The following is a 23057-nucleotide window of genomic DNA, read 5'->3' as shown; positions in this document are numbered from 1 at the left end:
GTGAACCACGGCGACGCGCTGCAGCTGCTCAGGGACCACCCAGGCTGGACGGCCGACTTCGATTCCGGTGCACTGGCGCGCGGCCGCGATTACGCGGCCCAGGCGCGGGTGACGATTCACTCGAGCAAGGGCGGTACCGTCGAGTCGACCTGCACGGGCTCGGCACGCAACCACTACAGCCAGAAGATCAGCTTGATCCTCAACGACGGCCGCCTGCGGGTCCTGGCCCGTTGCAGTTGCCCGGTCGGGATCAACTGCAAGCACTGCGCCGCCGCACTGTTCCATCTGCTGGACAACAACCCTGAGGAGCAAGACCCGTCCCTGTCGCTGCCCCACGCCCTGAGCCGATGGGTCGAAGGCCTGGAAGCGCCCGCCGCACCTGCCGCCGCCCAGCAACCCTCGCGCAAGGGCCCGGCCGTCTACTACCAGATCAGCAGCGACCATGAGCGCTGGCTGCTGACCGCCTACAAGGGCACCCCGCAAAGCGACGGTCAGCTGAAGCTTGGGCGGATCACCTCGATGCCGGAGATGATCTACTACACCCCACGCTACGTCACCGACGAAGACGCCCGGGTGCTGCGCCTGATCGACACCCAAGGCCGCAACGCCACCACCGCGGCGATCGCCCTGGAAGGCAAGAAAGGCGCAGAGCTGCTCGAGTACGCCCTGGCGACCGGCCGCCTGCTGCTGGCCGACCAGCAAGCCCCGCTGATGGCGGGACCGGAGCGGCATGCCGAATTTCGCTGGGTCCGACTGGACAACGGCAGCTACCGCGGCGCCTGGTACCACAACGACCGCACCGCCCTGCTCGCCTTGCCGCTCGACCCGCTCTACTACGTCGACCCCGAGACGCACCAGACTGGCAGGCTGCAGCACCACCTCGACCCGTTCATCGCCAGCCAGTTGGCCCGCGCCCCTATCGTCCCCGAACACCTGGTTGTCCCTTTGAGCCATCGCCTGAATGCCCTGAACCGACACGTGCCGACGCCAACCGCCGTGCACAGCGAAACCCTGGACAGCTGTCAGCCGACCCCTCGGCTGACCCTGGGCAGCCTCGAGTTCAGCGCCTACACGCCCAAGACCGGCCGCATGCAGCGCCAGATGCAGCACCGCGCCGCGCTGGCGTTCGACTACGATGGCCTGCGCGCCATCGGCAACGATGAAAAACCGCTGACCCGCCTGGTTGGCGACACCAGCCAGCGCATCCGCCGCCAGCCGCAGGCAGAGCAAGCCATCCGCAAGACCCTGCGCGACCTCGGTTTCAAGCCCGCGACAAGGCAGAGCAAGGCCCTGCCCGACAGCGCCGGCGACATGCACCAGTTGCCCGACGACGAAGCCTGGCTGCGCTTTGCCCGGGAAGGCCTGCCACGCCTGCGTGAAGCGGGCTGGGAGGTCGACGTGCACCGCGACTTCTCGTTCAACCTGCACGAGGTCGACGACTGGTACGCCAGCGTCGAAGAAGCCCCAGGCCACGAGTGGTTCGACCTCGAACTGGGCATTGTCGTCGATGGCCAGCGCCACAGCCTGCTGCCGATCGTCCTGCAACTGCTGCGCAGCAACCCTGAGCTGCTACGGCCCAGCGAACTGGCCCGACGCAGCGACGACGAGCACCTGCTGATCGACCTCAATCGCGGCCGCGCAGACAGCCCCGCCCTGCGTGTCGCCCTGCCCTACGGGCGGATCAAGGCGGTCATGGGCACCCTCGGCGAGCTGTACCTGCACGAGGACACCAGCGGCCCTTCGCTGCGCCTGGAGCGGGCCGACGCCGCACGCCTGAACGACATCGAACAGCTGCCGCTGCTGTGGGAAGGTGGCGAGCACGTGCGCGGCCTCGGCCGCCGCCTGCGCGATGCCCGCGACCTGCAGGTCGAGCCGCCGACGGCGCTCAACGCCACCTTGCGGCCTTACCAGCAACAAGGCCTGAACTGGATGCAGGCGCTGCGCGAAATGGGCACCGGCGGCATCCTTGGCGACGACATGGGCCTGGGCAAGACCCTGCAGACCCTCGCCCACCTGCTGCTGGAAAAACAGCACGGGCGCCTGGACCGCCCGGCGCTGGCGGTAATGCCCACCAGCCTGATACCCAACTGGCTCGACGAGGCGCAGCGTTTCGCCCCCGACTTGCGCGTACTGGCCCTGCACGGCCCTGGGCGCAGCAAGCACTTTGCCTCGCTGCCGGACTACGACCTGATCCTCACCACCTATGCCCTGCTGCCCCGCGACCTGGAACACCTGCGCGCGCAGCACTGGCACACGCTGGTGCTCGACGAGGCGCAGAATATCAAGAGCAGCACCAGCAAGGCCGCCCAGGCGGTGTGCGAGCTGCAGGCCAGCCAACGCCTGTGCCTGAGCGGCACGCCGATGGAAAACAACCTGGGCGAGCTGTGGTCGCTGTTCCACTTCCTGATGCCCGGCTGGCTGGGCGACATCAAGCGCTTCAACCAGGACTACCGCACCCCCATCGAGCGCCACGGCGACGCGGAGCGCATGGCGCACCTGGTCAGCCGCATCCGCCCGTTCCTCCTGCGCCGGACCAAGGAGCAGGTGGCGCAGGAGCTGCCGGCCAAGACCGAGATGGTCCACTGGGTCGAGCTCAGCGACGCCCAGCGCGACACCTACGAAGCGGTACGGGTGGCGATGGACAAGAAGGTCCGCGACGAGCTCGCCCTCAATGGCGCGGCGCGCAGCCAGATCGTCATCCTCGACGCGCTGCTCAAGCTGCGCCAGGTGTGCTGCGACCTGCGCCTGGTGAAAAGCGTCGAGAGCAAGGGCAACCAGGCCGACAAGGGCAAGCTGGGCAGCCTGATGCAGATGCTCGAGGAGCTGCTCAGCGAGGGGCGCCGCGTGTTGCTGTTCTCTCAGTTCACCTCGATGCTGGCGTTGATCGAGCAGGAACTGGAGAAGCGTGACATTCGCTACAGCCTGCTGACCGGCGATACGCGTGATCGGCGCACGCCGGTGCAGGATTTCCAGCGCGGTGACAGCGAGGTGTTCCTGATCAGCCTCAAGGCGGGCGGTACCGGGCTTAACCTGACGGCCGCCGACACGGTGATCCACTATGACCCGTGGTGGAACCCGGCCAGCGAAAACCAGGCCACCGACCGCGCCTACCGGATTGGTCAGGATAAACCGGTGTTCGTCTACAAACTGATTACCCGGGGCACGGTGGAAGAGAAGATCCAGCTGTTGCAGCAGGAGAAGGCCGCGCTGGCGGCAGGGCTGCTGGATGGCGGCCAGGGTGGCCAATGGCGCCTCGGCGACGAAGAGATCGAAGCCCTGTTCGCGCCACTACCCGGAAAGCGCAGCAGGTAGTACCGTCTGGGGCCGCTCTGCGGCCCCAGCAATCTGTCAGTCGACCAGTTGCGCGTCCTTCAACGCCCCCAGCGCCTCCAGCCACCGCGGCTGCTGACGATAATCAGTGCGCGCAAAGCCGCGCCCGCGCATCCCGGCGATGCGCGGCGATGGCTTGACCTTCAACCGCTGCGCCGCCGTCAACGCCAGCTCCGCCGCCGCCCGGTCATTGCACACCAGCCCCATGTCACAGCCCGCACTCAGCGCCGCCTCGATGCGGTTGGCCGCGTCACCGACCACATGCGCCCCGGCCATCGACAGGTCATCACTGAAGATCACCCCATCAAAGCCCAGCTCGCCGCGCAGGATGTCCTGCAGCCAGCGCCGCGAGAAGCCGGCCGGCTGGTTGTCGACCTGCGGATAGATCACGTGCGCCGGCATCACCGCCGCCAGTTGGCCGCTCAAGCGGCTGAACGGCACCAGGTCGGCCTCGCGCAACTGCGCCAGGCTGCGTTCGTCCGTAGGGATCGCCACATGCGAATCCGCCTCGGCCCAACCATGCCCCGGGAAGTGCTTGCCACACGCCGCCATGCCGGCCGCGCTCATGCCGCGGATAAACGCACCGGCCAATTGCGTGGCCCGCTCGGGGTTACCCTCGAAGGCACGGCTGCCGACCACCGCACTGCGCTGGTGATCGAGGTCCAGCACCGGGGCAAAGCTCAGGTCCAGGCCCACCGCCAGCACCTCGGTGGCCATCAGCCAGCCACACTGCTCGGCCAGGTAGTCAGCATTGTCGTTATCGGCGATCGCGCGCATCGCCGGCAGCCGCACGAACCCTTGGCGCAGGCGCTGGACTCGGCCACCCTCCTGGTCAACCGCGAGGATCAGGTCAGGGCGAATGGCGCGAATCGAGGCGCACAGCTCGCGCACCTGGCGCGGGCTGTCGATGTTGCGGGCAAAGATGATCAGGCCAGCCACTTCGGGCTGGCGCAGGAGCTGACGGTCCTCGGCGGTCAGCCAGTGACCGGCGATGTCGACCATCAGGGAGCCTTGCAGGCTGGCAGTCATGGAAAGTCCTTCATGCGATGTGTTTCATAGAATGGTCAGAGCAGCCCACTGCGGGCAGGCCGCCTCGTCGATGCGCACCGGGCAGTGCAAGGGGACGCGCTCGAACAGTGCCAGCAGGTCGTGATTGCGCAGGCGCACGCAGCCATGGGACAACGGCATGCCCATGGGTTCCGTGTCGGGTGTGCCATGCAGGTAGATATAGCGGCGGAAGGTGTCGACCTGGCCAAGACGGTTGATCCCAGGTTCGCAGCCGCTCAGCCAGAGGATGCGGCTGAGGATCCAGTCACGCCCCGGGCACGCGGCGTGCAGCGCCGGCGACCAGACCTCGCCCGTCCAGCGCCGACCGCGCAACACGGCCGCCTCCGGCAAGCCGGCGCCGATCTTCGCCCGCACCTGGTGCAGGCCGCGCGGCGTGCACCCCGAGCCATTCAGCTCGCCCGCGCCATTACGCGCCGTGGACACCGCGAGGCGCACGCGCAGCTGCCCACGGGCAAACCCGTAGAGGCATTGGTCAGCGAGGGAAATGTGCAGGAAATCGAGGTCGGGCATGGCCGCTAGCTTAGCCCAAGCGCGGCGCCCAGCCCAGTGCCGCGCCGCGGCCTCAGGCCTTGGCCGGCGCGCCGTTGGATTTGCTGCGCGGGCGCAACTGGGCGGCGGCCATGGCCGGATCGGTGACACCGCTGTCGGCACGCATGCCGGCGGCGAGGAACGGCACCATCAGGCGCATGACCTGCTCGATCGAGGTATTGATGCCGAAATCGGTCTCGCCAATCGCCCGCAGGGCTTTGATCCCGGACATGCTGAACGCCGCGGCGCCAAGCATGAAGTGCACCCGCCAGAACAGCTCGATCGGCGGAATGCGCGGCGCGGCTTCGTTGACCAGCAGCATGTAGCGGCGGAACACCTTGCCGTACATGTCTTCGAGGTAGCGCCGCAGGTGGCCCTGGCTCTGGCTGAAGGCCAGGCCCAGCAAGCGCATGAAGATCGACAGGTCGTTGTTGCTGCGCGGCTGCACCACCAAGGCTTGCTCGACGAGCATTTCCAGCAGCTCTTCGAGGCTCGGCTTGCTCTCTGGACGCGCCTGGCGACGCTCCAGCTCACGTTCGAGGCTGGCACAGAAAGGGCCGAGGAAGCGCGAGAAGACCGCCTGGATCAGGGCCTTCTTGGAGCCGAAGTGGTAGTTCACCGCCGCCAGGTTGACCCCGGCCTTGCTGGTGATAAGCCGCAACGAGGTTTCCGCGAACCCCCTTTCCGCGAACAGCTGCTCGGCAGCATCGAGAATGCGTTCAACGGTTTCCGATTGGGCCATGACTACTCACTACTCCGGGACGAGCCTGACAAACAGTTGTTTGAAACATACGTTTCAGGCTGTCATCTGTCAAGACTCGGTGACCCACCGGTCGCCATTTAAAAGCCCCCAGCCACAAGCTGCAAGCGCCAACAGGCGCGGGCTGCATCATAACGCGAGAAACCCCGGCAGGCCGCCCGCAACGCCTGGCCGCGGCGCATTGCGGCTTTTCTTGCAGCTTGCCGCTTGCAGCTGCCCTTCTACTGTATATAATCCCAGTCACTGTATAAAAAGACAGAGCGCTCGCCATGCTGAAACTGACGCCACGCCAAGCCGAGATTCTGGCTTTCATCAAACGCTGCCTCGACGACAACGGCTTCCCGCCGACCCGCGCCGAGATCGCCCAGGAGCTGGGGTTCAAGTCCCCCAATGCCGCCGAGGAGCACCTCAAGGCCCTTGCCCGCAAGGGCGCGATCGAGATGACCCCGGGCGCATCCCGCGGCATCCGCATCCCCGGTCACGAAACCAAGACCGAAGAAGCCGGCCTGCCGATCATCGGCCGGGTCGCTGCCGGTGCGCCGATCCTTGCCGAACAGCACATCGAGCAATCCTGCAACATCAACCCGACCTTCTTCCACCCGCCTGCCGACTACCTGTTGCGGGTGCACGGCATGAGCATGAAGGATGTCGGCATCTTCGACGGCGACCTGCTGGCGGTGCACACCTGCCGCGAAGCCCGCAACGGCCAGATCGTCGTCGCCCGGATCGGTGACGAAGTGACCGTCAAGCGCTTCAAGCGCGAAGGCAGCAAGGTCTGGCTGCTCGCCGAGAACCCAGAATTCGCCCCTATCGAAGTCGACCTGAAACAACAGGATCTGGTTATCGAGGGCTTGAGCGTCGGCGTCATTCGCCGCTGATCCAGGAGGCGCCATGCAGCCGTTCACCCATGCACCGCAGTCCGTCCAGTTGCCCCTGTTCGAAGCCTTTCTGGCCGAACCGGTGTTGCCGGGCCTCAAAGCCAGCGCCCAGGCGCGCAAGCACGACGAGCCTGGGCGGTTCAGCGAACTGGCCTTGCGCGGTGCGCCAGGGCACTGCCAGAGCCTGCTGGCGCCTGTACTGCGCGAGCTCAGCGAAGAGGTGCATGCGCGCTGGCTGACGCTGATCGCCCCACCCTCGAGCCTGACCCAGGCGTGGCTGCGCGACGCCGGGCTGAACCGCGAGCGCATCCTGTTGCTGCAACCGGGCGGCAACCAGAGCGCCTTGCAACTGGCTTGCGAAGCCTTGCGCCTGGGCCACAGCCACACCGTGGTCAGCTGGCTGGGCAACCTCAACGTCAATACCCGCCAGCAGCTGATCCGCGCGGCCAATGCCGGAAACGCACAAAGCCTGAATATCCGCCTCGGCTGATATTCAGGCTTTGCCTGGAGTCCATCGCTGTCGTGTCGGTGTGACGGGCTCAGTGCAGAACGCGCGGACCTTCGTCACGTTCGAAATCACCCTCGACCAACTTGCCGGCCATCTGCACGCCCACGCTGAGCATGGCCTTGGCCACTTCAACGTGCTGACCCTGCAGGAATGCCTTGGCGTCCTCAGAGAAATCCAGGGTTACCAGAGAGCCTTCGTCTTCGGCGCGACGCAGCTCGATCCGGCCATCAGGCAACTCTACAATTTCAAGAAAGGACGTCGACATAAAGGGTTGTTCTCCACGAAAGGCCGGCATTGTACCAGCCATGGGGCCTGTCAGCACTCACTCAACGCGTCACGAAAACGCCGCACCAGGTCTTTGAGGCTGCTGCGCCAGCGCTCCAACTCCTCGTGCGACAGCGCAGGCGTCTCGGCCTGATCGAGGTTGATGGCCTGGATCAAGGGCTGGGTAACGTCGGTTTTCGGGGCTTTTTTCGCGACAGGTGGTCGGAACAAATCGGCATAAGCGGCTAGCAGTTGCGCCAGCCAGGTTTCCGATTGGCGGGTCAGCTCGAGCATCTCGGCCATTTCCGGAATCGCCACGCTTTGCAGCACTTCATCATTGAGCAGCAGCTCTGCGCGGGCGGCGTTGGCTTGCGGCAAGCGGTAGAAACCGGCGATCTCGTGACACAACCCCAACAGCGCGCCGTACAGGTGGAACAGCGCTGATTCACGCTCCGCCTGGATCAGGCCCTGGGCGTTCATTGCGCGGCTTTGTTCCGCCTTGGCCATGGACTCCAGCGCAAGGCCGGCGAAGAACAGTTTCTGGTTGGTGCGGGTGTAGAGTTCCTGGGTCATGTCGAGTGCCCTCCGTAAGGCTGCGAGGCGATAAGCCAGTTTCAGGCATCGCCCTGCCTTATCGCAAGCCCAAAAGCATCGCGGGCAAGCCCACTCCTACAGGTTTGCGTAGGAGCGGGCTTGCCCGCGATTACCACTCAGCGCAGATCAGCGCTTGTCTTCGACTTTCCACGCGTTGCCGTCGTAGAACGCCTTCCAGCCGGTCGGCTTGCCATCGACTTCGGACTGCACGTACTGCTCCTTGGTCTTGCGGCTGTAGCGGATCACCGCAGGTCGGCCTTCAGGGTCCTTGGCCGGCGCATCGCAGAGGAAGTGGTACTTGGGGTCGATCTCGTGCTTGTGCGGGAGAATCTCCAGCACCAGCGGCGCACGGGTCTCACGGTTTTTCGGGAACTGGCTGGCCGCCAGGAACAACCCCGAAGCGCCGTCACGCAACACATAGGTGTCGTCGACCTTCTCGCACTTGAGCTCCGGCATCTCCACCTTGTCCATCTTCGGCGGCGCCGCCTCACCACTCTTGAGCAGCTTGCGGGTGTTCTTGCACGCCGCGTTGGTGCAGCCGAAGAACTTGCCGAAACGGCCGGTCTTCAGCTGCATCTCGCTGCCGCACTTGTCGCACTCCAGGCTCGGGCCTTCGTAGCCCTTGATCCGGTAGCTGCCCTGCTCGATCTCGTAGCCCACGCAATCCGGGTTGTTACCGCAGATGTGCAGCTTGTGCTTCTCGTCCAGCAGGTAGGCGTCCATCGCCGTGGCGCAGATCGGGCAGCGGTGCTTGCCCAGCAGCACGCGCGATTCCGACTCGCCTTCGTCGTCGGCGGCAATCTCGTCGCCCGGCACCAGGTTGACCGTGGCCTTGCAACGCTCCTTCGGCGGCAGGGTGTAGCCCGAGCAGCCGAGGAACACGCCCGTCGAAGCGGTGCGGATCATCATCGGCCGGCCGCATTCCTTGCACGGGATGTTGGTCATGGTCGGCTGGTTGGCACGCATGCCGTGCTCAGGCGACTCGGCAGTCATCAGCTTCTTGCTGAAGTCGCCGTAGAACTCGTCCAGCACGTTCTTCCAGTCACGCTCGCCCTGGGCCACGTCGTCGAGGTTTTCTTCCATGCCGGCGGTGAAGCCGTAGTCCATCAGGTTGGAGAAGCTCTCCGACAGACGCTCGGTGACGATGTCGCCCATCTTCTCGGAGTAGAAGCGGCGGTTGTGCAGGGTGACGTAGCCACGGTCCTGGATGGTGGAAATGATCGCCGCATAGGTCGACGGGCGACCGATACCGCGTTTTTCCATTTCCTTGACCAGGCTGGCTTCGGTGAAGCGCGCCGGCGGCTTGGTGAAGTGCTGGCTCGGGTCGATCTTGATCAGCTTCAGCGACTCGCCCTGGGCCATGTCGGGCAGCACGTCGTCATCGCCCGGCTTGGTCTGTTGCGGCAGCACACGGGTATAACCGTCGAACTTGAGGATGCGGCCCTTGGCACGCAGCTCGAAATCGCCGGCGTTGACCGTGACGCTGGTCGACAGGTACTGCGCCGGTGGCATCTGGCAGGCCAGGAACTGGCGCCAGATCAGCTCGTAGAGGCGCTCGGCATCGCGCTCCATGCCGGTCAGCTTGGTCGGGTGAGTGGCGACATCGGACGGACGAATGGCTTCGTGCGCCTCTTGCGCGCCCGCCTTGCTGCCATACACGATCGGCGCTTCGGGCAGGTACTGCTTGCCGAACTCACGCTCGATGTAGGCACGCGCCATTTCCACGGCATCGACCGAGAGGTTGGTCGAGTCGGTACGCATGTAGGTGATGTAACCGGCTTCGTACAGACGCTGGGCCATCATCATGGTCTTCTTCACGCCGTAGCCGAGGCGATTGCTCGCCGCCTGCTGCAGGGTCGAAGTGATGAACGGCGCCGACGGCTTGCTGCTGGTCGGGCGGTCTTCGCGCTTGGCGACGCTGTAGCTGGAGGCCTTGAGCTTGTCCAGGGCGGCCATGGCCTGTGCTTCGTTCAGCGGCTTGAAGGCTTCACCCTTCTCGCGCGCCACTTCGAAGCGCACCTTGGCGTCCTTGGCAGTGCCCAGGTCGGCGTGGACTTCCCAGTATTCTTCCGGGATGAACGCACGAATCTCGCGCTCACGCTCAACCACCAGTTTTACCGCCACCGACTGCACACGGCCGGCAGACAGGCCGCGGGCGATCTTCGACCACAGCAGTGGCGAGACCATGTAACCCACTACGCGGTCGAGGAAGCGTCGCGCCTGCTGGGCGTTGACCCGGTCGATGTCCAGCTCGCCAGGCTGCGAGAATGCTTCCTGGATGGCCTTCTTGGTGATTTCGTTGAACACCACGCGCTTGTAGCGGGTGTCATCGCCACCGATGGCTTCACGCAGGTGCCAGGCGATCGCCTCCCCTTCGCGGTCCAAGTCGGTCGCGAGATAGATGGTGTCGGCATCTTTGGCCAGGCGCCGCAGTTCTTCGATGACCTTTTCCTTGCCAGGCAAGATCTCGTACTTGGCCTTCCAGCCCGCATCCGGATCGACGCCCATGCGCGCCACCAGCTGGCGACGGGCCTTTTCCTTCGGCGTAAGGACCGGTGCATCAGCCGCCGCAGCCTTGCCACGCTTGGCCGCCGGCTCCTTGCTGGCGCTGGCGGAACCGCTGGTGGGGAGGTCACGGATGTGGCCGATACTCGACTTCACCACGTACTGGCTGCCCAAGTACTTGTTGATGGTCTTGGCCTTGGCCGGGGATTCCACAATGACCAGCGATTTGCCCATGGATCGGAGTATTCCTGAATCTGAAAAATTAAAAACGCGTCAGGTGCCGCACGCGGCACCGCTATATATAGTGGCAACAGGGTGAGGTCAAGCGCGGTCGTCTAACCGGTAGCTGCGCCAGGCTGCTCGAACTGCCCTTGCTCGGCCTTGACCAAAGCAAAGCGCGGCACCTGCTCGCCGTCAACCTCGACCGACTCGAGAAACATCGAAAGCGGTCGCACCCACAGCCCGTACTCACCATACAGGCATTGGTAGAACACCAGCCACTCTTCGGTCTCGGAATGCCGTGCCGCGCCGAACACACGATACTCAGGCCCCTTGTAATGCCGGTATACGCCTGGCTGTATGTGCATGTCGCTCACCCTCTTGAACAAATCCTGTAAAAAACAAAAACCGGGGCACATGGCCCCGGCTGCTGTCTTGCGCCGCGATCAGACGCGTTCGAAGACAGTGGTGATGCCTTGGCCCAGGCCGACACACATGGTGGCGACGCCCAGGGTACCGCCATTCTGCTTCATGACGTTGAGCAGGGTGCCCGAAATACGCGCACCGGAGCAACCGAACGGGTGGCCCAACGCAATGGCGCCGCCGTGCAGGTTAACCTTCTCATTCATCTTGTCGAGCACTTTCAGATCTTTCAGCACCGGCAAGGCCTGTGCAGCGAAGGCTTCGTTGAGCTCGATGAAGTCGATATCGGCCATGCTCAGGCCAGCCCGCTTGAGGGCTTTCTGGGTCGATGGCACCGGGCCGTAGCCCATGATTGCCGGGTCTACACCGGCCACGGCCATCGACCGGAGCACGGCCAGCGGCTGGATGCCGAGGTCCATGGCACGCTGGCCCGACATGACGATCATGCACGACGCGCCGTCGGTAATCTGCGAAGAAGTACCGGCAGTCACCGTACCGCCTTTTGGATTGAACGCAGGCTTGAGCGCCGCCAGGCTTTCCAGGGTGGTGTCGGGACGAATGGTTTCATCGTAGTCGAAGACCTTGAGGAAGCCGTTTTCGTCATAACCCTGCATCGGGATGATCTCGTCCTTGAACTTGCCCTCGAGCGTCGCCTGATGGGCGAGCTGGTGCGAGCGCAAGCCAAAGGCATCCTGCTGCTCACGGCTGATGCCGTGCATCTTGCCGAGCATTTCGGCGGTCAGGCCCATCATACCCGAGGCTTTTGCCGCATACAGCGACATGTGCGGGTTGGGGTCGACACCGTGCATCATGCTGACGTGGCCCATGTGCTCGACGCCACCGATGACGAACACGTCACCGTTGCCGGTCATGATCGCCTGGGCAGCGGTGTGCAGTGCGCTCATCGACGAGCCGCACAGGCGGCTGACGGTCTGCGCCGCCGACGTGTGCGGGATCTGGGTCATCAGCGAGGCCATGCGGGCGATGTTCCAGCCCTGCTCCAGGGTCTGGTTGACGCAGCCCCAGATCACGTCCTCGACTTCTTTCGGGTCGACCTTGTCGTTACGTTCCAGCAACTTGCTGATCAGGTGCGCGGACATGTCTTCGGCGCGGGTGTTGCGGTGCATGCCACCCTTGGAACGACCCATCGGGGTACGACCGAAGTCGACAATCACCACGTCTCTTGGATTGAGGCTCATATCAATACTCTCGCTCTAACTCGTTGGACGCTCAGTTGAAGAAACGCTGGCCGGTCTTGGCCATTTCGCGCAGCTTCGCGGTGGGGTGGTACAGCGGCCCCAGGTCAGCGTACTGGTCGGCCAGGGCGACGAACTCAGCGACCCCGATCGAGTCGATGTAGCGCAGCGCGCCCCCACGGAAGGGAGGGAAGCCGATGCCATAGACCAGGCCCATGTCGGCCTCGGCCGCGGTCTCGACGATACCGTCTTCCAGGCAACGGACGGTTTCCAGGCACAGCGGGATCATCATCCAGTTGATGATGTCTTCATCGCTGACTTCACGCTGCTCGAACACGATCGGCTTGAGCACGTCGATGACGGTGGCGTCGACAACCTTCTTCGGCTTGCCGCGCTTGTCGGTTTCGTAGGCGTAGAAGCCCTTGCCGTTCTTCTGGCCGAGGCGGTTGGCCTCGTACAGGGCGTCGACGGCGGAGCGGCGATCGTCCTTCATGCGGTCCGGGAAGCCTTCGGCCATGACGTCACGACCATGGTGGCCGGTGTCGATGCCGACCACGTCCATCAGGTACGCCGGGCCCATCGGCCAGCCGAACTTTTCCATGACCTTGTCGATGCGCACGAAGTCGACACCGGCGCTGACCAGCTTGGCGAAGCCGCCGAAGTACGGGAACAGCACGCGGTTGACCAGGAAGCCCGGGCAGTCGTTGACCACGATCGGGTTCTTGCCCATCTTCTTGGCGTAGGCCACGGTGGTGGCCACGGCCACTTCGCTGGACTTCTCGCCACGGATCACTTCCACCAGCGGCATCATGTGCACCGGGTTGAAGAAGTGCATGCCGACGAAGTTTTCCGGGCGTTTGAGGGCCTTGGCCAGCAGGTTGATGGAGATGGTCGAGGTGTTGGACGCCAGAATCGCGTCGTCCTTGACCTGGCCTTCCACTTCAGCCAGCACGGCCTGCTTGACCTTGGGGTTCTCGACCACGGCCTCGACGACGATGTCGACGTTGGCGAAGTCGCCGTAGGACAGGGTCGGGCGAATGGCGTTGAGCGCCTCGGCCATCTTCGCCGGGGTCAGGCGACCCTTGTCGACGCGGTTGCCAAGCAGCTTGGAGGCTTCGTTGAGGCCCAGTTGAATGGCGTCCTCGCGGATGTCCTTCATCAGTATCGGCGTGCCTTTGACCGCCGACTGGTAAGCGATGCCGCCGCCCATGATGCCGGCGCCGAGCACGGCGGCCTGCTTCACGTCGCGGGCGATCTGGTCGTGCGCCTTGGCCTTGCGCTTGAGCTCCTGGTCATTCAGGAACAGGCCGATCAGGCTGGCGGCAACCGGGGTCTTGGCCAGTTTGGCGAAGCCGGCGGCCTCGACTTCCAGGGCCTTGTCGCGACCGAAGTTGGCGGCTTTCTGGATGGTCTTGATGGCTTCGACCGGGGCCGGGTAGTTCGGGCCGGCCTGGCCCGCGACGAAGCCCTTGGCGGTTTCGAAGGCCATCATCTGCTCGATGGCGTTGAGCTTGAGTTTTTCCAGCTTGGGCTGACGCTTGGCCTGGTAGTCCAGCTCGCCGCTGATGGCGCGCTTGATCAGGTCGAGGGCGGCAGCCTGCAGCAGCTCGGGCACCACCACGGCATCCACGGCGCCGACCTTGAGGGCGTCTTCGGCACGGTTTTCCTTGCCGGAAGCGATCCACTCGATGGCGTTGTCCGAACCGATCAGGCGCGGCAGGCGCACGGTGCCGCCAAAGCCTGGGTAGATGCCCAGCTTGACTTCCGGCAGGCCGATCTTGGCCGTGGTCGACATGACCCGGTAATCGGCCGCCAGGCACATTTCCAGGCCGCCACCCAAGGCGATGCCGTTGATCGCGGCAACGGTCGGCACGCCGAGGTCTTCGAAGTCATTGAAGATACGGTTGGCTTCCAGGTTGCCGGCGACCAGTTCGGCCTCGGGCAGCTTGAAGTTGTCGACGAACTCGGTGATGTCGGCGCCGACGATGAACACGTCCTTGCCACTGCTGACAATCACGCCCTTGACCGAAGCGTCGCCCTTGATGGCGGCCACGGCCTGACGCAGGTCTTCCAGGGTCAGGCGGTTGAATTTGTTGACGGACTCACCCTTGAGGTCGAACTTGAGTTCGACGATGCCGCTTTCAAGAGCCTTAACCGTGATGGCTTTACCTTCGTAAATCATCAACTGATCTCCACGATATGGAAGCTGAACAGTACACGCCGGACGCTGGCAAACGCTGTCTGCACAGCGCCGTTTCCAGGCACACCCGTCAGCGCGAGAGTCGGGTTACGCATGAACGGTTTGACATACAAACGCTCAATTCATACGCCCGTTTGATTTGGGTACGCACACATTCTCCGAAAAGGTCGCCATTGTCAAATCCTCGCTAACAGGCAGAAAACGCGACTTTCCGGTCATTTTGCAACGCTCGGGTACTCAGCATGATGACAGTGATCGCCGAGCATTCATGTCAGCGATAGACAGCGCCCGCGAAGAAAAAACTGCAACGTGACACGCGCAGGATTTTCGCGGGCGGCTATAGTGATGGGCGAGTTGAATGTATCCCGGCCTGCCTGGCCTTTCTGCGGCTGCAGAACGCATCGCGGGGCAAGCCCGCTCTCACGCTGTCACTCCATTCTGGAGCGGCAACGTAGGAGCGGGGTTGCCCCGCGATGTCGTTGTAGAGGGGGTTAAGCGAGGGTTTCGAGGGTCTGGGCAATATCCTGCAACACAGATTCATCGCCCCGCTCACCCCAATACAGGGCAATCATCTGGGTGCCGGCCTCGACCAGGTAGACGTTGTCCGGCAAGCGTGCGAAGGCTTCGCTCAGGCGTGGGTCCTCGCAGGGCTCGCGCCATTTGTTCAGCCACACGCCCGGGCTTATCTGCCAGTAGGCCCAGCAATCGTCGCGCCCTTTGCGGCGTGCCCGATGGTACTGCGGGCACGGGCTGGGCGGCTCCTTCTGCAGCCAGTGCGGCCACTGCTGCGGCGCCAACTGCATGGCCAGGCCCAGACGCCGGCCGGCCAGGCGCAGGCTCATCTGCTCGCTCTGTTTGCGCGAGGGGCGCAACCAGGCCAGCGGGCTGAGAATCAGCGCAAGGATTGACACAACTAGCCATACCGTCATATCTGTAGATCCCATAAAGCGTTGCAAATGAGCTGGTTAGCCAGGTTTCACGGTAATCGGCGCGAAAGCGACCATACTTCTACTATCGCGATTGTCAGGAGTACCACCCATGGAATACCAACATATTCTGGTCGCCGTCGACCTGACCGAAGAATGCGACCCGGTGATCAAGCGCGCCAAGACCATCGCTCTGGCCAACGGCGCCAAGGTATCCCTGGTGCATATCGTCGAGCCGATGGCCATGGCCTTTGGGGGTGACGTGCCGATGGACCTGTCGCAGCTGCAACAGCAGCAGTTCGACCAGGCCAAGGAGCGCATGGAGCGCCTGTACAACAAGTACCCGGACATCCAGCGCGGCGACTCGCACCTGGTCTACGGCCAGCCGCGCCAGGAGATCCATCAGCTGGCCAAGGACCAGACCTGTGACCTGATCGTGGTCGGCAGCCATGGCCGGCATGGCCTGGCACTGCTGCTCGGCTCCACTGCCAACGACGTGCTGCATGGCGCGCCCTGCGACGTGCTGGCCGTGCGCCTGCAGAAGAAAGAAAAAGAATGACCTGAGGCCTGTGACCCCATCGCGGGCAAGTCGGATCGCCGCACCGCAGCTCCTACAGGTTTACCGCAAACTCTGTAGGAGCGGCGGTGCGGCGATCCGACTTGCCCGCGATTGGGTCAGCCCAGTCAACGGCCAGGGCTACCCTCAGCCCTCGAGCTCAGCCCAACGCTCGACCAGCACATCCAGATCAGCCTGCAACGCCTCGAGCTTGGCCAGCACCGCCGACGTCTCGCCAATCGGACGCTGGTAGAAACTCGCCGAAGCGACCTCCTCCTGCAGCTTGGCCATGGCCTTCTCGATCACGTCGATCTGCCCCGGCAGCGACTCCAGCTCGCGCTGCAGCTTGTAGCTGAGCTTTTTCTTGTTGGCATCGGCGGCCGGCGCCGCAGCTACCGCTACCGGCTCCTGCGCGGTCTTCTCGACCACGGCGCTGTTCAACTCGGACTTGCCACCCTTGCTCTCGGTGACGCCCAGCAGCTTGGCCGAACCGCCTTGGCGGATCCAGTCTTCATAGCCGCCGACATACTCGCGCACCTTGCCCTCGCCTTCGAACACCAGGGTGCTGGTGACCACGTTGTCGAGGAAGGCCCGGTCGTGGCTGACCATCAGTACCGTGCCCTTGTAGTTGCACAGCACTTCTTCGAGCAGCTCGAGGGTTTCCACGTCGAGGTCGTTGGTCGGTTCGTCCAGCACCAGCAGGTTGGCTGGCTTGCTGAACAGCTTGGCCAGCAGCAGGCGCGCACGTTCACCGCCCGACAGCGCCTTGACCGGCGTGCGTGCACGCTGCGGGCTGAACAGGAAGTCGCCGAGGTAGCTCAGGACGTGGCGGTTCTGGCCGTCGATCTCGATGAAGTCGCGACCCTCGGCGAGGTTCTCGATCACGGTCTTTTCCAGGTCGAGCTGGTGGCGCATCTGGTCGAAGTAGGCCACTTCCAGCTTGGTACCGCTCTCGACCTTGCCTGCGGTCGGCTGCAGGTCACCGAGCATCAGCTTGAGCAGGGTGGTCTTGCCGGTACCGTTGGCGCCGAGCAGGCCGATACGGTCCTGGCGCTGCAGGACCATGGAGAAGTCCTTGACCAGCATCGGCCCCTGCGGGTGATTGAAGCTGACGTTTTCCAGCAGCATGACCTGCTTGCCGGATTTTTCCGCCGACTCGATCAGGATGTTCGCCTTGCCCTGACGCTCGCGGCGCTCGCCGCGTTCCACACGCAGCGCCTTGAGCGCACGCACGCGGCCTTCGTTACGGGTGCGGCGGGCCTTGATGCCCTGGCGAATCCACACTTCTTCCTGGGCCAGGCGCTTGTCGAACAGCGCGTTGGCGGTTTCTTCGGCGGCCAGCGCGGCCTCCTTGTGCACCAGGAAGCTGGCGTAGTCACCGTTCCAGTCGATCAGGCCGCCACGGTCCAGCTCGAGGATGCGCGTGGCCAGGTTCTGCAGGAAGGAACGGTCGTGGGTGATGAACAGCACGGCGCCGTTGAAGCCGTTGAGGGCCTCTTCGAGCCAGGCGATGGCACCGATGTCCAGGTGGTTGGTCGGCTCGTCGAGCAGCAGCAGGTCCGGCTCGGACACCAGCGCCTGGGCCAGCAGCACACGGCGGCGCCAGCCACCGGAGAGCTCGGCCAGGGTCTTGTCGGCCGGCAGTTGCAGGCGGCTCAAGGTGCTGTCGACCACTTGCTGCAGGCGCCAGCCATCACGGGCTTCGAGCTCGTGCTGGACGTGCATGAGCTTGTCCAGGTCTTCATCGTTGTGGATGTTCTGGCTCAGGTGATGGTACTGGGCGAGCAATTCGCCGACGCCATCCAGGCCAGCGGCCACCACGTCGAACACGGTACGCTCGTCGGCGACCGGCAGCTCCTGCGGCAATTCGCCGATCTTCAGCGCCGGGGCGCGCCAGATTGCACCGTCGTCAGGCTTCTGCTCGCCCTTGATCAGGCGCAGCATGCTCGACTTGCCCGTGCCGTTGCGGCCGATGATGCACACCCGCTCACCTCGGGCGATCTGCCAGGAAACCTTGTCCAGCAGCGGCATGGCGCCGAACGCGAGGGACACATCGCTTAATTTGAGCAGGGTCATGATCATCTCCAAAAACCGGGCGCGCATTCTACCTGACTTGACCCTATCCAGCATCAAGTCAACGCCGGCACGGGTGCTTTGCGACATCCGGTACCGGTAAACAGTTGGATACAACGGCAGTGCTTTCACCCGCGGTCGGCAAACGGCTAAGCTTACGCAATACAACAGTGCTGGCCTCGCCGTCACTTCCCCATGGTTTCACTGCCCGGACGTATCATGCGCAGCCGCCTGTTACAGATTACTTCCTGCCTGTTGCTCACTGTCGCCACCGCGGGTGCGGCACAGGCCATCGACCTCACCCAGCAACGTCAATACTACGACGAGGCCAAACGGGCCCTGGCCAAGGGCGACAAAGGCCCTTACCTGCGCTATTCGCAGGCCCTCAGCAACTACCCGCTGACCCCGTACCTGGCCTACGACGAACTCACCGCACGCCTGAAGGGCGCCAGCAACGAAGAGATCGAGGGCTTTCTCGCCAAGCACGGTGACCTGCCCCAGGCCAACTGGATGAAACTGCGCTGGCTGCGCTGGCTGTCCGAGCGTGGCGAGTGGAACACCTTCGCCAAGTACTACGACCCCAAGCTCAACTTCACCGAGCTGGACTGCCTCAACGGCCAGTACCAGCTGAGCCACGGCAAGCGCGCCGAAGGCTTCGCCAGCGCCGAAAAACTGTGGAACGTCGGCAAATCGCAGCCGGCTGCCTGTGACACCCTGTTCGCGATGTGGGCGGCTGAAGGCCAGCTCACCGAGGCCAAGCGCTGGGAGCGCATCAAGCTGGCCGCCCAGGCACGCAACTACGCCCTGGCCAACAGCCTGGTGCAGACGCTCACCACCCTCGGCCCGCAGGGCAAGCTGCTGATCGACGTGGCGCAGAAGCCCGAGCTGCTCAACCAGCCTTCGCGCTTCACACCGGTCAACGAGGCGATGTCCGACGTGGTCAGCCTCGGCCTGCGCCGCCTGGCCCGACAAGACCCTGAGCGGGCGATGGCGCTGCTCGATGACTACGCCCAGCGCATGCACTTCTCGCGCGATGAAAAAGTCGCCATTGCCCGCGAGATCGGCCTGACCCTGGCGCGGCGCTACGACCCGCGCGCGCTCGACCTGATGACCCGCTACGACCCTGAGCTGCGCGACAACACCGTCAGCGAATGGCGCCTGCGCCTGCTGCTGCGCCTGGGCCGCTGGGAGGACGCCTACGCGCTGACCAAGCGCTTGCCGCAGGACCTTGCCAGCAGCAGCCGCTGGCGCTACTGGCAGGCCCGCAGCCTGGAGCTGGCACAGCCGAACAACCCGCAGGTCCCGCTGCTCTACAAGACCGTGGCCCGCGAGCGCGACTTCTACGGCTTCCTGGCGGCAGACCGGGTGCAGACGCCTTACCAGCTGAACAACAAGCCGTTGCTGTTGAGCCCGCAACTGGTCAACAAGGTGCGCAACACGCCGGGGATTCGCCGGGCACTGGAGTTCCACGCGCGCGGCCAGATCGTCGAGGGGCGTCGCGAGTGGTACCACGTCAGCCGGCACTTCAGCCGCGACGAGATGGTCGCGCAGGCGCGCCTGGGCTACGACCTGCGCTGGTACTTCCCGGCGATCCGCACCATCAGCCAGGCGCAGTACTGGGATGACCTGGACATCCGCTTCCCGATGGCCCACCGCGACACGCTGGTGCGCGAGGCCAAGGTGCGTGGGCTGCATTCGAGCTGGGTGTTTGCGATCACCCGGCAGGAAAGCGCCTTCATGGAAGACGCACGTTCGCCGGTGGGTGCCAGCGGCCTGATGCAACTGATGCCGGCGACGGCCAAGGAGACTGCGCGCAAGTTCAGCATCCCGCTGGCGTCACCGGCGCAGGTGCTCAATCCGGACAAGAACATTCAGCTGGGTGCGGCTTACCTGAGCCAGGTGCATGGGCAGTTCAATGGCAACCGGGTGCTGGCTTCGGCGGCGTACAACGCCGGGCCTGGGCGTGTGCGGCAGTGGTTGAAGGGCGCCAAGCACTTGAGCTTCGATGTGTGGGTTGAGTCGATCCCGTTTGATGAGACGCGCCAGTACGTGCAGAACGTGCTGTCTTATTCGGTGATCTACGGGCAGAAGCTCAATTCGCCGCAGCCGCTGGTGGATTGGCATGAGCGGTACTTTGACGATATGTGATTAGCGGGGGGGATTGGGCTTGTGGGCTTGCGGGCTTGTGGGCCTGCGGGCTTATCCATTGGATGGGGTGGCGCTTATGGCCCCTTCCGCCCTTACGGCGGGTCACTTTTTTTCTTGGAAACAAGTAACCAAAAACCGCCGGCTCCCACATACGGCCCTCCGCTGCGCTGCGGGTTCCCTCACTCCGGTCTTGCTCCCGCGTGGACCGGGCTGTACGGGCCTTCCTGGCCCGCAGCCCTTGCCGGCCTTCCTGGCCGTCACCCCGCTCCGCAAGACCTCCGTTCGGCCTCCTGAGGTCGCCAAGTTACGGGTGGTGCCTGGGCTGGCGTTATCTTCGATAGTGGCAATGGTGGTGGATAGCTTGGCCTCTTCGCGGGTAAACCCGCTCCCACAGGGACCGCAGTGGCCTTACAGTCAGCAGATAACCTGTGGGAGCGGGTTTACCCGCGAAGAGGCCGGGACTGCCACTGCAAATTCTGGCGCTGACGCGCTGTACCGCCCTTATAAACCCGCGAGAGCGCAGCGATTCGCCAGCCGTTGCCCTGGCCCTTGATCTTGATCTGGCTCGTGATCTTGATCTACTGCGACTTCAGGAGGCCGAACGGAGGTCTTGCGAAGCGAGGTGACGGCCAGGAAGGCCGGCAAGGGCTGCGGGCCAGGAAGGCCCGTACAGCCCGGTCCTCGCGGGAGCAAGACCGGAGTGAGGGAACCCGTAGCGCAGCGAAGGGCCGGATGCAGGAGCAAGCGGTTTTTGGTTACTTTTTTCCAAGAAAAAAAGTGACCCGCCGTAAGGGCGGAAGGGGCCATAAGCGCCACCACACCAACCGGATAAGCCCCAAAACCCAACGCATCTCCACAAAACGCACGCAAAAAAAATCCCCGACCAGGTCGGGGATTTTTTCAGAGCCCGAGGATCAATCCTCGCGATAACGGCGCAGCTTCAGCTGCTTACCGGCAACGCGGGTGTCCTTGAGCTTGGTCAGCAGACGCTCCAGACCATCTTCCGGCAGCTCGACCAGGCTGAAGCTGTCGCGTACCTGGATACGGCCGATAGCATCGCGGGCCAGGCCGCCTTCGTTGAGGATCGCGCCGAGCAGGTTCTTGGCGGCGATGCCGTCACGGGCACCCAGGGCGGTACGGCAACGCACACGGCCTTCGGCCAGTGGCATCGGCGCGCGACGCTCACGGTCACCACGGTCGCTGCGCTCGGCACGCTCAGGGCGATCGCCACGCTCGGTACGCTCACCACGCGGGGCGTTGGTCGGCACCAGCGGCTGCTCGCGCTCAACCGAAGCCAGGTCCAGCGGCTGGCCGTTGGTGGCCTTGCGCAGCAGGGCCGAGGCCAGGGCACGCGGGGTGCACTCCAGCGAGGCGGTCAGACGGTCGAACAGTTCGCCATGGCTGGCTTCTGCTTCGGCCACCAGCGGCGCCAGGCTCGCGGTCAGCTTCTTGATGCGCGCGTCGAGCACGGCTTGTGGGCCAGGCAGACGGGCTTCGGCAACCTTCTGACCGGTCACACGCTCGATCACTTGCAGCATGCGGCGCTCACGCGGGGTGACCAGCAGCAGGGCACGGCCTTCGCGACCGGCACGGCCGGTACGGCCGATACGGTGCACGTAGGACTCTGGGTCGTACGGCATGTCCACGTTGAATACGTGGGTGATGCGCGGTACGTCCAGACCACGGGCAGCGACGTCGGTAGCGACGACGATGTCCAGGCGGCCATCCTTGAGCGACTCGATCACGCGCTCACGCTGGTTCTGGGCGATGTCGCCGTTCAGCGCGGCAGCCTTGTAGCCTTTGGCTTCAAGGGCGGCAGCGAGGTCCAGGGTGGCTTGCTTGGTCCGCACGAAGGCGATCAGTGCATCGAACTCTTCGACTTCCAGCAGACGCAGTACAGCCGCGATCTTCTGGTCAGCGTGGACCATCAGGTGAGCCTGGTCGATCGCGGTAACAGTCTGGGTCTTGCTCTGGATCTTGACGTGCTTCGGGTCACGCAGGTGACGCTCGGCGATGCTGCGGATCGACGACGGCAGGGTCGCCGAGAACAGCACGGTCTGGCGGGTAGCCGGGAGCGACTCGAAGATCACTTCGAGGTCATCCATGAAGCCCAGCTTGAGCATCTCGTCGGCTTCGTCCAGCACCAGGTGCTGAACAGTCGACAGGACTTTCTCGTCGCGACGCAGGTGGTCGCACAGGCGGCCCGGGGTAGCGACGACGATCTGAGCACCATTGCGAATGGCACGCAGCTGTGGGCCCATCGGGGCGCCACCGTACACGGCAACGACGTTAACGCCCGGGGTTTGCTTGGCGTAGGTTTCGAAAGCGGTTGCAACTTGCAGCGCCAACTCACGGGTTGGCGCCAGGATCAGGGCTTGCGGTTCGCGCTTGCTCACATCGATACGATTGAGGATCGGCAGAGCGAAGGCAGCGGTTTTACCGGTGCCGGTCTGCGCCTGGCCGATCATGTCATGACCGTCGAGGATGATCGGAATCGATTGGTGCTGAATGGCGGACGGCTCTTCGTAGCCGGTGGCCATTACGGCAGCAACAATGTTCGGGTTAAGTCCGAGAGCGGCGAATCCGCCGGTTTCCTGGGTCATGGGTCTGCCTCTATGTGCATCCGCAAAGACCCATGCTCCAAAACTGCACATGCCTTGAAAGACCCAAAGGTCACCCAGGCAGTTTTGGCGGCGGGGATTTGCGAAAACGATTGAAAAAGAAAAACTTGGGAAGGTCCGCCTAGCGGACGTGCAGCCGAAGCTGGACTCGGAGGATTTGCACCACCTGATTTTGCGGCCCGCTAAAAGACCGGCGCGTACTATACCCGAAATCCTTTATTACAGTGAGATTTTTTTCCGGGGATGAGGCCAGTACCGAG

The 23057-nt window shown here is 64.0% G+C and carries 17 protein-coding genes; 5 read left to right on the top strand and 12 right to left on the bottom strand.

Features of this window, described 5'->3' with window-relative positions:
- Positions 1-3312, top strand: a complete 3312-nt coding sequence (locus CCOS865_RS09040) for a DEAD/DEAH box helicase (protein WP_119139945.1) — start codon at positions 1-3, stop codon at positions 3310-3312.
- A 36-nt stretch (positions 3313-3348) separates the two neighbouring features.
- Here the strand turns inward: CCOS865_RS09040 and nagZ are convergent, their stop codons facing one another.
- From nagZ to CCOS865_RS09025, 3 genes are read right to left on the bottom strand one after another with little or no spacing between them, the layout of a single operon-like run.
- On the bottom strand, positions 3349-4347 hold the full coding sequence (nagZ, locus tag CCOS865_RS09035; RefSeq protein WP_208644520.1) for a beta-N-acetylhexosaminidase: 999 nt from the start codon (positions 4345-4347) through the stop codon (positions 3349-3351).
- A 36-nt stretch (positions 4348-4383) separates the two neighbouring features.
- Positions 4384-4908: a L,D-transpeptidase gene (locus CCOS865_RS09030; RefSeq protein ID WP_119139941.1), complete on the bottom strand. Its 525-nt coding sequence runs from the start codon at positions 4906-4908 to the stop codon at positions 4384-4386.
- 52 nt (positions 4909-4960) lie between these two features.
- Complete coding sequence (locus CCOS865_RS09025; RefSeq protein ID WP_119139939.1) at positions 4961-5668, bottom strand: TetR/AcrR family transcriptional regulator; 708 nt, start codon at positions 5666-5668, stop codon at positions 4961-4963.
- Between the two features lie 287 nt (positions 5669-5955).
- On the opposite strand from CCOS865_RS09025, the gene lexA reads away from it, so the two are divergent.
- Both lexA and sulA read left to right on the top strand, forming a co-directional pair.
- Positions 5956-6564 carry a transcriptional repressor LexA gene (lexA, locus tag CCOS865_RS09020; protein ID WP_119139938.1) on the top strand — a complete coding sequence of 203 codons (609 nt, stop codon included), beginning with the start codon at positions 5956-5958 and terminating at the stop codon, positions 6562-6564.
- A gap of 13 nt (positions 6565-6577) precedes the next feature.
- Positions 6578-7054, top strand: coding sequence for an SOS-induced cell division inhibitor SulA (sulA, locus tag CCOS865_RS09015; RefSeq protein WP_119139936.1), 477 nt, complete (start codon positions 6578-6580; stop codon positions 7052-7054).
- A 49-nt stretch (positions 7055-7103) separates the two neighbouring features.
- On the opposite strand, the gene CCOS865_RS09010 is transcribed toward sulA, so the two are convergent.
- The 7 genes from CCOS865_RS09010 to CCOS865_RS08980 form a co-directional block, all read right to left on the bottom strand.
- Positions 7104-7337, bottom strand: coding sequence for a hypothetical protein (locus tag CCOS865_RS09010; RefSeq protein ID WP_011534820.1), 234 nt, complete (start codon positions 7335-7337; stop codon positions 7104-7106).
- A gap of 50 nt (positions 7338-7387) precedes the next feature.
- Positions 7388-7909: a DUF6586 family protein gene (locus tag CCOS865_RS09005; protein ID WP_119139934.1), complete on the bottom strand. Its 522-nt coding sequence runs from the start codon at positions 7907-7909 to the stop codon at positions 7388-7390.
- A 147-nt stretch (positions 7910-8056) separates the two neighbouring features.
- Positions 8057-10669: a type I DNA topoisomerase gene (gene topA / locus CCOS865_RS09000; RefSeq protein WP_119139932.1), complete on the bottom strand. Its 2613-nt coding sequence runs from the start codon at positions 10667-10669 to the stop codon at positions 8057-8059.
- A gap of 101 nt (positions 10670-10770) precedes the next feature.
- Positions 10771-11022 carry a DUF1653 domain-containing protein gene (locus tag CCOS865_RS08995; protein ID WP_119139931.1) on the bottom strand — a complete coding sequence of 84 codons (252 nt, stop codon included), beginning with the start codon at positions 11020-11022 and terminating at the stop codon, positions 10771-10773.
- Positions 11023-11100: 78 nt separating this feature from the next.
- Complete coding sequence (gene fadA, locus CCOS865_RS08990; RefSeq protein WP_119139929.1) at positions 11101-12276, bottom strand: acetyl-CoA C-acyltransferase FadA; 1176 nt, start codon at positions 12274-12276, stop codon at positions 11101-11103.
- Positions 12277-12307: 31 nt separating this feature from the next.
- Positions 12308-14455: a fatty acid oxidation complex subunit alpha FadB gene (gene fadB, locus CCOS865_RS08985; RefSeq protein ID WP_119139927.1), complete on the bottom strand. Its 2148-nt coding sequence runs from the start codon at positions 14453-14455 to the stop codon at positions 12308-12310.
- Between the two features lie 509 nt (positions 14456-14964).
- Positions 14965-15402 carry a hypothetical protein gene (locus tag CCOS865_RS08980; protein WP_119139925.1) on the bottom strand — a complete coding sequence of 146 codons (438 nt, stop codon included), beginning with the start codon at positions 15400-15402 and terminating at the stop codon, positions 14965-14967.
- A gap of 109 nt (positions 15403-15511) precedes the next feature.
- Between CCOS865_RS08980 and CCOS865_RS08975 the strand changes: the two genes are divergently transcribed.
- Positions 15512-15958, top strand: coding sequence for a universal stress protein (locus CCOS865_RS08975; protein ID WP_119139923.1), 447 nt, complete (start codon positions 15512-15514; stop codon positions 15956-15958).
- 144 nt (positions 15959-16102) lie between these two features.
- On the opposite strand, the gene CCOS865_RS08970 is transcribed toward CCOS865_RS08975, so the two are convergent.
- Positions 16103-18031: an ATP-binding cassette domain-containing protein gene (locus CCOS865_RS08970; protein ID WP_119140961.1), complete on the bottom strand. Its 1929-nt coding sequence runs from the start codon at positions 18029-18031 to the stop codon at positions 16103-16105.
- Positions 18032-18247: 216 nt separating this feature from the next.
- Here CCOS865_RS08970 and CCOS865_RS08965 point away from each other — a divergent pair, with 216 nt between their 5' ends.
- Positions 18248-20176 carry a transglycosylase SLT domain-containing protein gene (locus CCOS865_RS08965; protein ID WP_119139921.1) on the top strand — a complete coding sequence of 643 codons (1929 nt, stop codon included), beginning with the start codon at positions 18248-18250 and terminating at the stop codon, positions 20174-20176.
- A 914-nt stretch (positions 20177-21090) separates the two neighbouring features.
- Here CCOS865_RS08965 and CCOS865_RS08960 read toward each other — a convergent pair.
- Complete coding sequence (locus CCOS865_RS08960) at positions 21091-22779, bottom strand: DEAD/DEAH box helicase (RefSeq protein WP_119139919.1); 1689 nt, start codon at positions 22777-22779, stop codon at positions 21091-21093.
- Between the last annotated feature and the right edge of the window lie 278 nt (positions 22780-23057).

It is taken from the genome of Pseudomonas reidholzensis (assembly GCF_900536025.1).
In the GTDB taxonomy this organism is placed as follows: Bacteria; Pseudomonadota; Gammaproteobacteria; order Pseudomonadales; family Pseudomonadaceae; genus Aquipseudomonas; species Aquipseudomonas reidholzensis.
The sequence above is the reverse complement of the archived record's forward strand: the minus strand, read 5'-3'. Positions and strand labels throughout refer to the sequence as shown.

What these genes read in the sequence shown, in the direction of transcription:
- CCOS865_RS09030 (WP_119139941.1), bottom strand. Translation starts at nt 4,908, where the DNA reads ATGCCCGACCTCGATTTCCTGCACATTTCCCTCGCTGACCAATGCCTC.
- CCOS865_RS09025 (WP_119139939.1), bottom strand. Translation starts at nt 5,668, where the DNA reads ATGGCCCAATCGGAAACCGTTGAACGCATTCTCGATGCTGCCGAGCAG.
- lexA (WP_119139938.1), top strand. Translation starts at nt 5,956, where the DNA reads ATGCTGAAACTGACGCCACGCCAAGCCGAGATTCTGGCTTTCATCAAA.
- sulA (WP_119139936.1), top strand. Translation starts at nt 6,578, where the DNA reads ATGCAGCCGTTCACCCATGCACCGCAGTCCGTCCAGTTGCCCCTGTTC.
- CCOS865_RS09010 (WP_011534820.1), bottom strand. Translation starts at nt 7,337, where the DNA reads ATGTCGACGTCCTTTCTTGAAATTGTAGAGTTGCCTGATGGCCGGATC.
- CCOS865_RS09005 (WP_119139934.1), bottom strand. Translation starts at nt 7,909, where the DNA reads ATGACCCAGGAACTCTACACCCGCACCAACCAGAAACTGTTCTTCGCC.
- topA (WP_119139932.1), bottom strand. Translation starts at nt 10,669, where the DNA reads ATGGGCAAATCGCTGGTCATTGTGGAATCCCCGGCCAAGGCCAAGACC.
- CCOS865_RS08995 (WP_119139931.1), bottom strand. Translation starts at nt 11,022, where the DNA reads ATGCACATACAGCCAGGCGTATACCGGCATTACAAGGGGCCTGAGTAT.
- fadA (WP_119139929.1), bottom strand. Translation starts at nt 12,276, where the DNA reads ATGAGCCTCAATCCAAGAGACGTGGTGATTGTCGACTTCGGTCGTACC.
- fadB (WP_119139927.1), bottom strand. Translation starts at nt 14,455, where the DNA reads ATGATTTACGAAGGTAAAGCCATCACGGTTAAGGCTCTTGAAAGCGGC.
- CCOS865_RS08980 (WP_119139925.1), bottom strand. Translation starts at nt 15,402, where the DNA reads ATGACGGTATGGCTAGTTGTGTCAATCCTTGCGCTGATTCTCAGCCCG.
- CCOS865_RS08975 (WP_119139923.1), top strand. Translation starts at nt 15,512, where the DNA reads ATGGAATACCAACATATTCTGGTCGCCGTCGACCTGACCGAAGAATGC.
- CCOS865_RS08970 (WP_119140961.1), bottom strand. Translation starts at nt 18,031, where the DNA reads ATGACCCTGCTCAAATTAAGCGATGTGTCCCTCGCGTTCGGCGCCATG.
- CCOS865_RS08965 (WP_119139921.1), top strand. Translation starts at nt 18,248, where the DNA reads ATGCGCAGCCGCCTGTTACAGATTACTTCCTGCCTGTTGCTCACTGTC.
- CCOS865_RS08960 (WP_119139919.1), bottom strand. Translation starts at nt 22,779, where the DNA reads ATGACCCAGGAAACCGGCGGATTCGCCGCTCTCGGACTTAACCCGAAC.